The organism is Kitasatospora sp. NPDC004272 (genome assembly GCF_053603035.1).
The window spans coordinates 13,806-26,680 of sequence record NZ_JBSGET010000054.1; the positions used below are offsets into that span (position 1 = coordinate 13,806).

12 protein-coding genes and 1 pseudogene are annotated in these 12,875 nt (G+C 76.7%); 8 read left to right on the top strand and 5 right to left on the bottom strand.

The features are described 5' to 3' along the window. Positions 1–30 precede the first annotated feature (30 nt). The 3 genes from ACWEO5_RS18275 (at position 31) to ACWEO5_RS18285 (ending at position 2,257) form a co-directional block, all read left to right on the top strand. Positions 31–960, top strand: a complete 930-nt coding sequence (locus ACWEO5_RS18275) for a GNAT family N-acetyltransferase (RefSeq protein WP_452163331.1) — start codon at positions 31–33, stop codon at positions 958–960. After that, complete coding sequence (locus ACWEO5_RS18280; RefSeq protein WP_452163332.1) at positions 957–1,913, top strand: lysophospholipid acyltransferase family protein; 957 nt, start codon at positions 957–959, stop codon at positions 1,911–1,913. Before ACWEO5_RS18275 ends, ACWEO5_RS18280 begins: the two co-directional genes overlap by 4 nt. 77 nt (positions 1,914–1,990) lie before the next feature. Beyond that, the gene (locus tag ACWEO5_RS18285; RefSeq protein WP_344554615.1) at positions 1,991–2,257 is read left to right on the top strand and encodes a metal-sensitive transcriptional regulator; all 267 of its coding nucleotides are present in this window, start codon (positions 1,991–1,993) and stop codon (positions 2,255–2,257) included. An 80-nt stretch (positions 2,258–2,337) separates the two neighbouring features. Here ACWEO5_RS18285 and ACWEO5_RS18290 read toward each other — a convergent pair whose 3' ends face one another. Together ACWEO5_RS18290 and ACWEO5_RS18295 are read right to left on the bottom strand one after the other, a co-directional pair. Further along, positions 2,338–2,604, bottom strand: coding sequence for a metal-sensitive transcriptional regulator (locus ACWEO5_RS18290; protein WP_452163333.1), 267 nt, complete (start codon positions 2,602–2,604; stop codon positions 2,338–2,340). A gap of 165 nt (positions 2,605–2,769) precedes the next feature. Next, positions 2,770–4,140: a rhodanese-like domain-containing protein gene (locus ACWEO5_RS18295; protein WP_452163334.1), complete on the bottom strand. Its 1,371-nt coding sequence runs from the start codon at positions 4,138–4,140 to the stop codon at positions 2,770–2,772. Between the two features lie 337 nt (positions 4,141–4,477). On the opposite strand from ACWEO5_RS18295, the gene ACWEO5_RS18300 reads away from it, so the two are divergent. The 3 genes from ACWEO5_RS18300 to ACWEO5_RS18310 all read left to right on the top strand — a co-directional run bounded on the left by ACWEO5_RS18300 (position 4,478) and on the right by ACWEO5_RS18310 (position 6,667). Continuing rightward, positions 4,478–4,852, top strand: coding sequence for a rhodanese-like domain-containing protein (locus ACWEO5_RS18300; protein WP_452163335.1), 375 nt, complete (start codon positions 4,478–4,480; stop codon positions 4,850–4,852). Beyond that, on the top strand, positions 4,849–5,913 hold the full coding sequence (locus ACWEO5_RS18305) for a sulfite exporter TauE/SafE family protein (protein WP_452163336.1): 1,065 nt from the start codon (positions 4,849–4,851) through the stop codon (positions 5,911–5,913). Before ACWEO5_RS18300 ends, ACWEO5_RS18305 begins: the two co-directional genes overlap by 4 nt. Before the next feature lie 175 nt (positions 5,914–6,088). Next, positions 6,089–6,667 carry a rhodanese-like domain-containing protein gene (locus ACWEO5_RS18310; RefSeq protein ID WP_452163337.1) on the top strand — a complete coding sequence of 193 codons (579 nt, stop codon included), beginning with the start codon at positions 6,089–6,091 and terminating at the stop codon, positions 6,665–6,667. 118 nt (positions 6,668–6,785) lie between these two features. Here ACWEO5_RS18310 and ACWEO5_RS18315 read toward each other — a convergent pair whose 3' ends face one another. Further along, positions 6,786–7,031 (bottom strand): hypothetical protein, encoded by a 246-nt coding sequence (locus tag ACWEO5_RS18315; RefSeq protein WP_452163338.1) that lies wholly within the window; start codon positions 7,029–7,031, stop codon positions 6,786–6,788. Positions 7,032–7,214: 183 nt separating this feature from the next. Further along, positions 7,215–8,045: a pentapeptide repeat-containing protein gene (locus ACWEO5_RS18320; protein ID WP_452163339.1), complete on the bottom strand. Its 831-nt coding sequence runs from the start codon at positions 8,043–8,045 to the stop codon at positions 7,215–7,217. Positions 8,046–8,429: 384 nt separating this feature from the next. On the opposite strand from ACWEO5_RS18320, the gene ACWEO5_RS18325 reads away from it, so the two are divergent. Next, positions 8,430–10,214, top strand: a complete 1,785-nt coding sequence (locus ACWEO5_RS18325) for a SpoIIE family protein phosphatase (protein ID WP_452163340.1) — start codon at positions 8,430–8,432, stop codon at positions 10,212–10,214. 201 nt (positions 10,215–10,415) lie between these two features. On the opposite strand, the gene ACWEO5_RS18330 is transcribed toward ACWEO5_RS18325, so the two are convergent. Continuing rightward, the gene (locus tag ACWEO5_RS18330; protein ID WP_452163341.1) at positions 10,416–11,534 is read right to left on the bottom strand and encodes a hypothetical protein; all 1,119 of its coding nucleotides are present in this window, start codon (positions 11,532–11,534) and stop codon (positions 10,416–10,418) included. 193 nt (positions 11,535–11,727) lie between these two features. Between ACWEO5_RS18330 and ACWEO5_RS18335 the strand changes: the two are divergent. Further along, positions 11,728–12,864 (top strand): annotated as a pseudogene (locus ACWEO5_RS18335) (glycosyltransferase family 4 protein); the annotation flags it as partial. Positions 12,865–12,875: the final 11 nt, after the last annotated feature.

The following is a 12,875-nucleotide window of genomic DNA, read 5'->3' on the forward strand; positions in this document are numbered from 1 at the left end:
CGCGCCCCGAGATCCCCGGAGAGTCCCGCCATGACCACTGCCCCCGCCCGTGCCGGACAGATCCCCGCCCAGCCTTCCCGGCGGTCGGCGAATCGGCCCGCCGAGCCCCAACAGCCCTCGTACCAACTGGCGTTCGCCCGGACCGCGGAGGACGTACGGGCCGCCCAGCGGTTGCGCCACCGGGTGTTCGCGGACGAGATGGGCGCGGTGCTGGACTCGCCGCTGCCCGGTCTGGACGCCGACCCGTTCGACGAGTTCTGCGACCACCTGCTGGTGCGCGAGCAGCCCTCCGGCGAGGTGATCGGCACGTACCGGCTCCTGCGTCCCGAGCAGGCGCGCCGCGCGGGCCGGACGTACTCCGACACCGAGTTCGACCTGGCCCGGCTCGGCGGGCTGCGGGACGGGATGGTGGAGGTCGGGCGGTCCTGCATCGCCGAGGCGCACCGCGGCAACGGCGCGGTGATCAACCTGATGTGGGGCGGCATCGCCCGCTACATGACCGCCACCGGCAACGCCTGGCTGGCGGGCTGCTGCTCGGTGCCGCTGGCCGACGGCGGGGCGACCGCCGCCGGGGTGTGGGACACCGTCTCGGCCAAGTACCTGGCGCCGCCGCAGTACCGGGTCGCCCCGCTGCGCCCGTGGTCGGCCGAGGGGGTGGCCCGGACCGGCCGCACGCCCGTCCCGGCGCTGCTGCGCGGCTACCTGCGGCTGGGGGCCTGGGTGTGCGGCGAGCCTGCGTACGACCCGGACTTCAACGTGGCGGACCTGTACGTGCTGCTGTCGCTGGAGCGCACCGACCCGCGCTACCTGCGGCACTTCCTGGCGGCCGCGGCGGACCTGCCGGTCTCGGCGATCATCGGCGGGACGGCGGGGGCCGCCCCGGGCGCCGGTGCCGGTGCCGGTGCCGGCGCACCGGGGACGGCGGGCGGGGCCGGGCGCGGAACGGCCACGGCGGCATGAGCGCCTGGCTGCCGACCGCGCCGTGCACGCCCGGCGCGTGCGTGAGCGTCGCCGGGCCCCGGACGGCCCTGCCGCACCGGGTGCTGCGGCTGGCGTGCTGCCTGGCGGTGCTGGCCGCCGGGCTGCTGGCCACGCCGCTGGTGCGCGCGCTGGCGTGGCTGCCCGCGGGGCGGCTGGCGCGCTGGTGGGCGCGGCTGCTGCTGGCCTCGCTGGGCGTGCGGGTGCGGTCGACGGGTGCGCCGGGGCGGCGGGAGGGCGGTTCGCTGCTGGTGGCCAACCACATCTCCTGGCTGGACGTCCTGCTGGTCGCGTCGGTCCGTCCGGGCCGGATGCTGGCCAAGACCGAGGTGGGCCGCTGGCCGGTGCTCGGCCCGCTGACTTCCTGGGGCGGCACCATCTTCATCGACCGGGACCGGCTGCGGGCGCTGCCGGGCACGGTGGAGGAGATCGCGGCGGCGCTGCGCCGGGGCCAGCGGGTGGTGGTCTTCCCGGAGGGGAGCACCTGGTGCGGGCGCGGCGGCGGGCGGTTCCGTCCGGCGCTGTTCGAGGCGGCGGTGCGGGCCGACGTCCCCGTGCAGCCGCTGGCGCTGCGCTACCTCGACGGGGACGGGCGGGCCAGCACCGCACCGGCCTTCGTCGGGGAGGACGGGCTGCTGGCCTCGCTGTGGCGGGTGGTGTCGGCGCGGGGCCTGACCGCGGAGGTCGAGTTCCTGCCGCAACTGCCGCCCGCGCTGTTCCCGGGGCGGCGGCTGTTGGCGGCGGCGGCGCAGCGGGTGGTGGACCGGCGGCGGCGCCCGCAGGACGCCGCGGATCCGGGCCCGGCGGGCCGCGCGGCCTGCTCCGTGCGCCCCGGCGGACCCGCGGCCGGAGCCCCGGTCGACCGGCTGGTCGACCGGCTGGTCGACCGGCCGGGCGGCGTCCGGCTGCCGCTCCCGGCGGAGGTGGGGCGGTAGCGGGGCGGCGGCCGGGCGGGCCGGTGGAGCGCCTCCCGTATGATCGGGCGGGTTCAGGAAGGGCGAGGAGGTGCTCGATGCAGGTGGACGACGAGGCCGTCGGCGCGGTGTTGAACCGGCTGCGCCGGGCACAGGGCCAGCTGGCCGGCGTGATCGCGATGATCGAGGCCGGGCGCGACTGCAAGGACGTGGTGACCCAGCTCGCCGCCGTGTCGCGCGCGTTGGACCGGGCCGGCTTCAAGATCCTCGCCAGCGGCATGCGCCAGTGCCTCGCGGAGGCCGAGGAGGGGGCCGCCCCGATGACCGAGGCGGAACTGGAGAAGATGTTCCTCACCCTGGCGTGAAGGCCCGGGCGTCCGAGCACCCGGGCGCCCGGTCGTCGGAGCCACCCGGGCCGTCGGCCCGGCCCGGCCCGTACCGCGGGTCAGGCGAGGGCCAGGAAGAGCTTCTCCAACTCGGCCTCGCTCATCGGGGCGGTGCCTTCGTCCGCCTCGGCCATGCACTGGCGCATGCCGCTGGCCACGATCTTGAAGCCGGCCCGGTCCAGTGCCCTGGAGACGGCGGCGAGCTGGGTCACCACGTCCTTGCAGTCGCGCCCGGCCTCGATCATCGCGATCACGCCGGCCAGCTGGCCCTGTGCCCGGCGCAGCCGGTTCAGCACCGCGCCGACGGCCTCGTCGCCCACCTGCATCGGTCTCCTCCTCGTCCTCGGCGGGCTCCGGTCGTCGCCCGCCCCCGTGTTCCGTGCCACGCACCGTGACGTTCTACTGATACCCCCGCCCGTATCAACCCGCCCGGCGGACGGCGCATTCCCCCGCCCGCCGGACTCCCCCGCCCTCCCGGCGCCGCGCCGCGGTCAGGCCGCGGCCTCCCAGGCGCCGTAGCCGCCGAGCAGGTCGGAGGTCAGCGGGTGGCCGTGGTGGCGCAGCAGGCTGGCCGCGATGGAGGAGCGGTGGCCGCCGGCGCAGTGCACGACGACGGGGCGGTCCTGCGGTATCTCGGCGAGCCGGTGCGGGAGTTCGGCCAGCGGGAGGTGGACGGAGCCGGGGATGTGCCCGTCGGCGCGCTCGCCCTCGCCGCGGACGTCGACGACCAGCGGGGGTTCGGCCCCGGCGAGTTCGGCGCGCAGGTCGGCGACGGTGCGGCGGGGGGCCTGGCGCATCTGCCCGGGGACGCCGCGGAAGGCGGTCTCGGGGTCGGCGAGGTAGCCGGCGACGCGGTCGAAGCCGATCCGGGCGAGCCGGGTGACGGTCTCCTGCTCGCGGCCCTCGGGGGCGATCACCAGCAGCGGCCAGGCCGGGTCGAGGACGGTGCCGGCCTGCTCGGCGAAACGCCCGTCGGCGGGGACGTTGACGGATCCGGCGAGGTGCCCGGCGGCGAACTCCAGCGGGTCGCGGGCGTCGACCACGACGGTGCCGGTCTCGGCGCGGCGGGCGAGGAACGTCTCGGCGTCCAGCGGGACGGCGAGGGCGGCGGCGTCGAACAGCTCGCGGTCGCGGCGGTTGAGGTCGGCGTCGTAGCCGAAGTAGCCGGGGGCGGCGGGCTGTCCGGCGGTGACGATGCTCACGAACTCGTCCTCGGTCATCGGCGCGCAGGCGTAGTTGGTGGCGCGCTGCTGCCCGATGGTGGACTGCCGCTCGGTGGACAGGTTCTTGCCGCAGGCGGATCCGGCGCCGTGCGCGGGGAAGACCCGGACCTCGTCGGGCAGCGCCATCAGCTTGCGCTGGACGCTGTCGTAGAGCATCCGGCCGAGCTCGTCGGCGGTGACGCCCGCGGAGGCCAGCAGGTCGGGGCGGCCGACGTCGCCGATGAACAGCGCGTCACCGGTGAGCACCCCGTACGGGACGGCGTCGGCCTGCTCGCGGACCAGGACGCTGACCGATTCGGGGGTGTGGCCGGGCGTCTCGACGATCTCCAGGACGACCTCGCCGAGGCTGATCCGCTCACCGTCGGCGAGCTTGCGGATCGGGTACTCGGTCTCGGCGCGGCGGCCGTAGCCGATCCAGGCGCCGGTGCGGTCGGCGAGTTCGAGGTGGCCGGAGAGGAAGTCGGCGTGGAAGTGGGTGTTGATGACGCCCTCGACGGTGAAGCCGCGGGCCTCGGCCTCGGCGAGGTACTCGTCCACGTCCCGGCGCGGGTCGACCACCACGGCGCGGCCGGTGGTCTCGTCCGCGATCAGGTACGAGGCCTGGGAGAGGCAGTCGAGGTAGTACTGGGCGAAGAACACGGGAGTCCTCTTCTCTGCGTGGGGCGCGCGGCGGGGGCGCGTTCGAGGGTGGTGGCGGGTGCGGGCGCCGTACCGGCGGGCGCGGGCGCCGTACTGGCGGGCGCGGTCGCCGGCCGGGGCGGCCCGGGGTGGACGCCGCGCACGGACCTGCGGGTTTCGATACCCCCGTAGGTATTATTACAGGCAGTTCTCCGCCAGGAGGTCCGGCTGGCTCATACCGGTGGGGGTATATGCTCGATACCAACGATATACCCCCGCCGGTATCTTCCCGAGGACGGCCAGCCGCCCGGGACCCGCCGGAACCCCCGTACCGCCCGCCCGTTCCCAGGAGGACACCGTGGCCTGGACCCCCCAGCCGCCCGCGCCCGCGCAGATCCACCCCGCCGAGGCGCAGCGCCTGGCCGCCGCCGGCGAGGCGCTGCTGCTCGACGTGCGCGAGCCCGAGGAGCACGCCGAACTGCACGCGCCCGGCGCGCTGCTGCTCCCGCTCGGCGACCTCGGCACCCCCCGGAGCCCGGACGCTGTGCGGGCCGCGGCCGGCGGACGGCTGGTGCTGGCGGTGTGCCGCTCCGGCCACCGGTCGCAGACGGCCACCGAACTGCTGAACGCGCACGGGGTGCCGACCGTGAACGTGGTGGGCGGCATGCGCGCCTGGCTCCGGGACGGGCTGCCCGTGCACCGGGACGGGTGTCGCTGCGGCGGCGCGATATGAGCACCGTCCTGCTCGCCCTGGTGGCCGGCGCGGTGGTCGGCCTGGCGCTGGGCGGACTCGGCGGCGGCGGCAGCATGCTGGCCGTCCCCGCGCTGATCTACCTGATCGGGCTGACGCCCGGCACCGCGACCACCGCCAGCCTGCTGATCGTCGCCGTGACCTCGCTCACCGGCCTGCTCGCCCACGCCCGGGCCGGACGCGTCCGCTGGCGCGAGGGCCTGCTGTTCGGCGCGGCCGGACTGCCGTTCGCCGCCCTCGGCGGGGCCCTCTCCCGCCACCTGCCCGGCCCCGCCCTGACCGCCGCGTTCGCGCTGCTGGCCGGACTGGCCGCCTGGCGGATGCTGGCGGGCGGACGGCGCGGCGGACCGACCTCGGACGGGCGTGCCTCGAACGGACGAACGGACGGGCGGACGGGCGGTGACGCCGGCGGCACCGGTGACGCCGGCAGTACCGGTGGCGCCGGTCGCGCGCCCGGCGTCGGGCTCGCGGCGGAACTGCCCTCCGCCCTCGGGTCGGCGGCGGTCGCCCGACTGCTGCCCGGGGCCGCCGCCGGCGCGGTGCCCGGCGGCGCGGGCACGGCCGTGATCGTCGCCGCCGAGACCGTCCCCGCACGGACGAACCTCGACGTGTGCCCGCTCCCGGCGACCGCCGGGCCCGCCGCAGACTCCGACACCGGGTCGGCGCTGCGGGCGCCCGTCCCGGCGCGGCGGGCCGCGCTGGCGGGTGCCGGGCTGGGGGCGGCGACCGGGGTGCTGGGCGTCGGTGGCGGGTTCCTCGCGGTGCCCGCGCTGGTCTCCTTCCTGCGCTTCCCGATGGCCGAGGCGATCGCGACCAGCCTGCTGGTGATCACCCTGAACTCGCTGGCCGCGCTGCTGCCCCGGCTGGGCGCGTCCGCCGAGATCCCGTGGTCGACGGTGGGCCCGTTCGCCGCCGCCGCGGTGCTCGGCGCCTGGGACGGCAAGCGGCTCGCCGCGAAGCTGTCCGGCCGCACGCTGCAACGGCTGTTCGCCGGGGCGCTGCTGGCGGTCGCCGCCCTGATGCTGGTGGACGCCGTGCTCTGACGCCCCCGGCCGTACCGCCCCGACGCCGCTCACCTGCGGTGACGCGGCTCGCCCGGCCTTTCCGGTTCCCCGCGCCGCTCAGGCATCCTTGGGGACTCCCCCGCCTTCCCGCTCTCCCCGCCCGGCCCGTCCGTACGCGCCGGGGCCGTCCTCCCCCGAAGGGTTCACCGCTCCGATGACCACGCCCCTGTCCGTCGACCAGCTCCAGCCCCGCCTGCACCAGCTGACCGTCATAGACGTCCGCTCGCCCGGCGAGTTCGCCGGCGGCCACATTCCCGGCGCCCACAACGTGCCGCTCGACCAGCTGGCCCAGGCCCTGCCCGCGCTGCGGGCCGCCGCCGAGCGCGGTGACGAGCTGGCCGTCGTCTGCGCCTCCGGCTCCCGCGCCCTGAACGCCTGCGAGCAGCTCGCCTCGGCCGGCGTGCAGGCGCTGCTCATCGACGGCGGCACCTCCGCCTGGACGGCCAACGGCGGCCCGCTGAACCGGGTGCCCGGCCAGAAGCCCCGCTGGGCGATGGACCGGCAGGTCCGGCTGGTGGCCGGTTCGCTGGTGCTGGCCGGCATCGTCGTGGACGTGGCCGTCCCCGGCGTGCGCTGGGTCTCCGCCGCGGTGGGCGGCGGCCTGCTGTTCTCGGCCGTCAGCAACACCTGCACGATGGGCTCGCTGCTGGGCAAGCTCCCGTACAACCGCCCGCGCGACTCCGGCGCCGCGCTCGACGCGACGCTCACCGCGCTGCGCGACGGCGGCAAGTGACGGAACCGACCTGACGGATCGTCAACTCGCCTTCCGCTGCTGACGACCCGGCCCCCGATCCCCTCCCCGTGCGGAGCGGGACCGGGGGCCGGCGCGCGCACCGGCCGTACGGGCGGGGTCAGCGATCGGCGGCCGCGCCCTGCGGGGCCGGGGCGGACGTGTCCGTGCCGGCCGTCGGGGTGCAGGAAGCGGCGGGGGCCGGGGTGTTGTAGTGGCTGGCCAGCCAGAAGCCGGCCAGCAGGCCCGCCACGCCGAGCGCCTTGTGGCGGTTGCGCTTCCACCACGAGGGCGTGCCGGCGGCCATGAACCGCAGTTGGGTGAAGTCCGGGTGCTCACTGGGTGGTGCGTCCTTGAACATTCCCATCGCGGATGATCCTCCTCTCGCGTCGGGGAGTTCATGACCATACGCCCGGTTCCGCCCTGACCGCAGGCAATTAATCCCGATTCAGGGGCCCACGCGCGCCCCCGCGCGCCCCCCTTGCGCGCCGGGCGGCATGGCCCGGACGGCGTGGCCCGGACGGAACTCCGGGCCGGGCCCCGGCCGGGCTCACCAGTGCGCGGGGCGGGTCAGGGCGGCGCCGAGGCGGGTGGTCGAATCGCCCTTGGCGGCGTTGAGTTGGGCCCGGGCGAGGAACAGCGCGCCGGTCAGGTCGGCGCCCCGCAGGTCCGCGTCCCGCAGGTCGGCCCCGATCAGGTCGGCGTCCCGCAGGTCCGCGCCCGACAGGTCGGCCGCGATCAGGTAGGCGCCGCGCAGGTTCGCCCCGCGCAGGTCCGCGCCGCGCAGGCGGGCCCCGATCAGGTCGGCGCCCCGGTGGTTGCGCTTCTTGCCGGGCAGCGCGTTGCGGGTCAATTCGCTGGCTCGGAGCAGGAGTTCGTTCGCCCCGGCCCGGATGCCGGGCAGGTCGGCGGCGGCCAGCGCGGCCGCGTCCCGGCGGGTCAGCTCCTCGATCCCGTCGAACGTCCGGCGCAGTTCGGCGTGCACCGGCCGGGCCTTCGGCAGCTCCAGTGCCTCGGCCAAGTACCAGAGCAGCTCGTGGAGTTGGCGCATCACCGGGAACGTCTCGAACATCTGCCGGGCGGTGTCCCGGTCCTCGCGCCAGCTGCGTCCGCCGAAGGTGTGCCGGGAGACCTTCTGCCCGGCCCCGAAGCAGTCGAAGACCGTGCAGCCCTGGTAGCCGCGTTCGCGCAGCTCCGGGTGGATCCCGCAGCGGTGGTCGGCCTGCAGGTTGCGGCAGGGCGTGCCCGCGTCCTTGTTCGCCGCGAAGTCGGCGGACTTGGCGAAGGGCAGGGCGACGCAGCACAGTCCGAAGCAGGCGGAGCAGTCGGCGAGCAGGTCGAGTCGACGGCCGGTAGGGGCGGGGTGCTGCTGGTCGGTCACGGTGCGGGTTCTCCTGTGGCGGGGGTGGCGGTCTCGCTCCATTCTCCCCGCCCGTCCGGCCCGGCCCGTCCCGGCGGCCCTGCTTCCCCCGCTCCGGCGGTCCTGTCCAGGCCATCTGCTCCCTCCCGCCCCTCCCGCCTCTCCCATCCCTCCCGGACGGGCCGCCGGGGCCGATTCGGTGGGCAAAAGGGCAAGGGCCGGCAAAAAACCTCGCTCCCACCGGAATTCGTACCGCGTCGGGTTCGGGTGCGGGCGGTTCGGCCGAGTATGGTGCGGTCCCCGGGTGCGGATCATCCGGGCGACGGCACACCGAGCCGTGCGGCACGGCGATGCGTCGTGCCCGCCGACGGCTCCACGGGGGACGCGGCGAGGGAGGGATCACGGGTGCGGCCCGATTCGGCGGGCGGCGACTCGACGGATTCGCTGCTTACGGCTGCCTCCGCGGCACTGCGGGTGGACCGCGAGGCGCTGGTCGGCGCCCTGCTCGACCAGCTGCCCGTCGCGCTGGCGGTGCTCGACGGCGAGCTGCGCTGGCGCTACCTGAACCCGCCGTTCCAGCAGGTCACCGGGGTGTCGCCGACGGCCGTGCTCGGGCACGCCGTCACCGATCCGGACCGGGCGCTCCCGCGCGTCCTGGCCGACGGGCGGCCCCGCTCGGGGACGTTCGCCGGGCGCGCCGCCGACTTCCGCCGGCTGGAGGTGGCGGGCGCGCCGACCGGGGCGCTGGTCGTGCTGCCCGGCGGCGCCGACACCCACCGGGCGGAACTCGAACGCGTCCGGGCCAGGTTCGCCAAGCTGGAGGCCGGGTCGGAGCGGATCGGCACCACCCTCGAACCGGACACCACCTGCGCGGAGCTCGCCGCGTTCGCCGTCCCCGACTCCGCCGACCTCGCCCTGGTCGACGTGCTGCCGCTCGACACGCCCGACGCCGCCTCCGGCACGGCCGGCACCACCTCCGCGACACGCCCGGCCGCCGGCACCGGGCCCGCCGCCGGCACCGTTCTCGGTGCGGACCGGCCGCGCCCCCGACTGCGCCGGGCCGCTGCGGTCGGCCCGGCCACCGCGGCCACCCGCGTCGGTTCGACCCGCGGGGAGCGGGCGCCGCACCCGCCGGACGCCCGGCCACCCGTACCGACCGGCGGGACGGTGCGGCACCGCCCCGGTTCGGTGACCGCCCGGGCGCTCGCCGAGGGCCGTCCGGTGGTGGCCAACCTGCTGTCCGGCGCGGAACTCGCGACGCTCGCACCGGACGACGACGCGCTGTCCGCCTGCCGGGCCGCCGGGGTCGACTGCCTGCTCGCGGTGCCGCTGACCGCCCGCGGGCGGCCGATCGGAGTGCTCACCCTGGCCCGGGCGCACGGCGGTTCGCTCGGCTTCACCGACGAGGACACCGAACTGCTCGCCGCCGTCGCCGGGCGCGCCGCGCTCACCCTCGACCACGCCCGGCGCTACGCCCGTTCGCAGAACACCGCCCTGGACCTCCAACGGGCCCTGCTCGCCGAGCCCGGCAGCCCGCACCCCAACCTCGAACTCGCCTCCCGCTACCTGCCGTCCGGGATCACCTCGGTGGTCGGCGGCGACTGGTACGAGACCGTGCGGCTGCCGTTCGGACGGACCCTGCTCGCGATGGGCGACGTGATGGGCCACGGCGTCGAGGCCGCCGTCGACATGAGCAACTACCGCTCCACGCTGCGCTACGTCGCCGCGATGGACCTGCCGCCGCACCGGATCCTGCGCCAACTCGACGCGCTGATCGCCGAACAGGAGAACGCCCGCCCGGCGACCTGCGTCCTGGCCCTCGCCGACCCGGCCCGCGCCCGCTGGACCCTCGCCGGCGCGGGCCACCTGCCGCCCGCGCTGCTCACCTCGCACGCCACCGAGCTGATCGGGGTACCGACCGGCCCGCCCCTGGGCACCGGCGTCGGCGGCTACGAGCAGACCACCATGGAACTGCGCGCGGACCACGCCCTCCTGCTGTACACCGACGGCCTGGTGGAGCGGCGCGGCGAGGACATCGACGTCTCGCTCGCCCGCCTGTCCGCCCTGCGGCTGCCCTCCGACGGCCCGCTCGACGCCCTGCTGGACGCCACCCTGGCCGCGCTGGCGCCGCAGGACGCCGAGGACGACATCGCCCTGCTGGCGGCCCGGGTCCGCCACCGGCCGTCCTGAGCCCGGCCCCCTCCGCTCCGCCCCCGGCGCCTGGTGCGCCACCGGCTGCCGCCCGGCGACCGCGGCCCCGGTCCGGGCCGGTCGGACGTCCGCCGCGCGCGCCGCAGGCCCAGTGGACCCGGTCGGCAAGCAGCGGACCGCCCCGCGAACCGATCGGCCGAACAGCCCGCGAGTCAATTCGGGAGTCGACCTGACAAACCGTCAGCCGCGCGTTCCGCCGCCCCCGACGGGCCCGGGCGAGCCACCCCGGCCGCGCGGCTCGCCCGGGCCGCGTGAGCCGCGGGCCCGGCGGGCCCGGTCGGCGGCGTAGGCCGCGCCTGCGGCGAGGGCGATCAGGAGGGCGGTGGTGAGGCGTCCGCCGGCCAGGTCGAGGCCGAGGAAGAGGACGAACAGGAAGGCGGCGACCGGAAGCAGCAGGGCGAGCAGGGTCTGGCCGAGGACGGCGATGGTGGCGGTGCGGGCGTACTTCTCCTCGGGCTGCGGCGTGGCGGCGCCGGGGGCCTCTGCCGGCCAGTAGAAGGCGGTGGCGCGCCGGGCGAGGGCGGTGGTGGCGCGGACGTTGGCGCGCCCCATGACGGGGATCCACACCACGGGGCAGGCGAGTCCGACGACCACCAGCAGGGCGGTGCCGACCCAGCCCGCGATCCGGCGGACCGGGCCGCGGGGGTCCTCGCCGATGGCGACCAGCCCGAGCAGGTAGACCATCCGCCGGATCATGTCCAGCCGGGACGGGCGGGGCGGCGGTCCGGCTCTGGGCGCGGCGTCCTCCGCCGCGGTGGCGGCGAGCGCGGCGCGGGCCTCCGCGACGGTGGGGTACACGCCCTGGAGGACGAGGAGTTCGGCGCTGCGCTCGGTGCGGTCGCCGTCGACGCCGGCGAGGGTGGCGAGTTCGAGGACCATCCGGGCCTGGGCGAGCATCCCGGCGCAGAACGCCACCGGGACGAGCAGGACGAGCGGTCCGCCGACCACGCAGCCCTCGACCATGGTCAGCCGGATGCCGTGGGTGATGACGGCCGTGCGCCGTTCGGCGAGCGTCGCCGTCCCGGACAGCCCGGCCACCGCTTTCGCGGCCGGCGCCGACTCCTGGCGCACCGCCAGCTCGGCCAGGTGCTCGGGCAGCCGCACGGCGTCGTGCCGGACGGCCCGCCACAGCTCACCGGCCGCCCCGCCGCCGTCCACGCCCCCGTCCCCGTCCCGGGCCACGCCCTCGACGACAGCGCCGTCCGCGCCGCTCGCCGGGCCGTCGCCCGGCCCACCGACGGGCCCGGGCGTCGGCGGCTCGTCGGCGGGCTGCGTCGCTTCCCCTCCCGCGTGCTCCATCCCGCCAGCCTACTCGGACGAATCACCACAAAACACTCATGCAACAGCGTTCCGCCCGGGAAGCGCCGCCCGCCCCTTCCTCGCCCCGCCCGAGTCCGACATTCACACACCAGTGCGGAAATGGCGGCAGACGTTCGTCTCCGCGAAAGATCCCTTTGGCTGACCGCACGCCCGGGTTGGCCACAACGTTGGCATGCGAGTCGCCATCGTCACCGAGTCCTTCCCGCCCGAGGTCAACGGCGTGGCCCACAGCGTGCTGAGGGCTGCCGAGCACCTCGTCCGGCGGGGCCACCAGCCCCTGGTGATCACCCCCGCCCCGGCCCGGGGTGCGCACTGCCCGCCGCAGTCCTTCGGCCCGGACCGGGAACCGCTGCCGGTGGTGCGCGTCCCCTCCGTCCCGCTGCCGCGCTACCCGCAGGTGCGCATCGCGCTGCCCAGCCGGAAGCTGGCCGCCGCGCTGGCCGCCCACCGGCCGGACGTGGTGCACCTAGCCAGTCCGTTCGTCCTCGGTGCGCGGGCCGCCCGGCTCACCGAGCGCCTGGACCTGCCGACCGTGGCGGTCTACCAGACCGACCTGGCGGGGTACGCGCAGGCGTACCGGATGGGCCGGGGGATCGGCTCGGCGATCGCCTGGGCCCGGATCCGCTCGGTGCACCGGGCCGCCGGGCGGACGCTCGCCCCGTCGACCCCGGCCGCGCAGGACCTCACCGCGCACGGGGTGCGCCAGGTGCGGATCTGGGCGCGCGGCGTGGACTCGGCGCGCTTCCACCCCGAGCACCGCGACGAGGCGCTGCACCGCGCGCTGGCTCCCGGCGGCGAGGTGCTGGTGGGGTACGTCGGGCGGCTCGCCCCGGAGAAGCGGGTGGACCTGCTGGCGGAGGCGTCCCGACTGCCGGGCGTGCGGGTGGTGGTGATCGGGGACGGTCCGAGCGCGCCCGCGCTGAAGGCCGCGATGCCCGGCGCGGTGTTCCTCGGCCGTCGCACCGGCGCCGAACTCGCCCGCTGCTTCGCCTCGTTGGACCTGTTCGTGCACACCGGCCCGCTGGAGACGTTCTGCCAGACCATCCAGGAGGCGATGGCCAGCGGCGTCCCGGTGGTCGCCCCGGCGGTCGGCGGCCCGCTCGACCTGGTCGGCCACCGGCGCACCGGGCTGCTGGTCGCCCCGCGCGATCCGGGCGCCGTCGCCCGGGCCGTCGCCGAACTCGCCGCCGCCCCCGAACTGCGCGCCCGGTACGGCGCGGCGGGCCGGGCCGACGTCACCGACCGGACCTGGGAGGCGGTCGGCGACCAACTGATCCGGCACTACCAGGAGGTGATCACCGAACACCGGCGCCGCACGCC

Bases quoted from the DNA above. Each gene is read 5' to 3' on its own strand.
- ACWEO5_RS18275 (WP_452163331.1), top strand. From the start codon at position 31: ATGACCACTGCCCCCGCCCGTGCCGGACAGATCCCCGCCCAGCCTTCC.
- ACWEO5_RS18280 (WP_452163332.1), top strand. From the start codon at position 957: ATGAGCGCCTGGCTGCCGACCGCGCCGTGCACGCCCGGCGCGTGCGTG.
- ACWEO5_RS18285 (WP_344554615.1), top strand. From the start codon at position 1,991: ATGCAGGTGGACGACGAGGCCGTCGGCGCGGTGTTGAACCGGCTGCGC.
- ACWEO5_RS18290 (WP_452163333.1), bottom strand. From the start codon at position 2,604: ATGCAGGTGGGCGACGAGGCCGTCGGCGCGGTGCTGAACCGGCTGCGC.
- ACWEO5_RS18305 (WP_452163336.1), top strand. From the start codon at position 4,849: ATGAGCACCGTCCTGCTCGCCCTGGTGGCCGGCGCGGTGGTCGGCCTG.
- ACWEO5_RS18310 (WP_452163337.1), top strand. From the start codon at position 6,089: ATGACCACGCCCCTGTCCGTCGACCAGCTCCAGCCCCGCCTGCACCAG.
- ACWEO5_RS18315 (WP_452163338.1), bottom strand. From the start codon at position 7,031: ATGGGAATGTTCAAGGACGCACCACCCAGTGAGCACCCGGACTTCACC.
- ACWEO5_RS18330 (WP_452163341.1), bottom strand. From the start codon at position 11,534: ATGGAGCACGCGGGAGGGGAAGCGACGCAGCCCGCCGACGAGCCGCCG.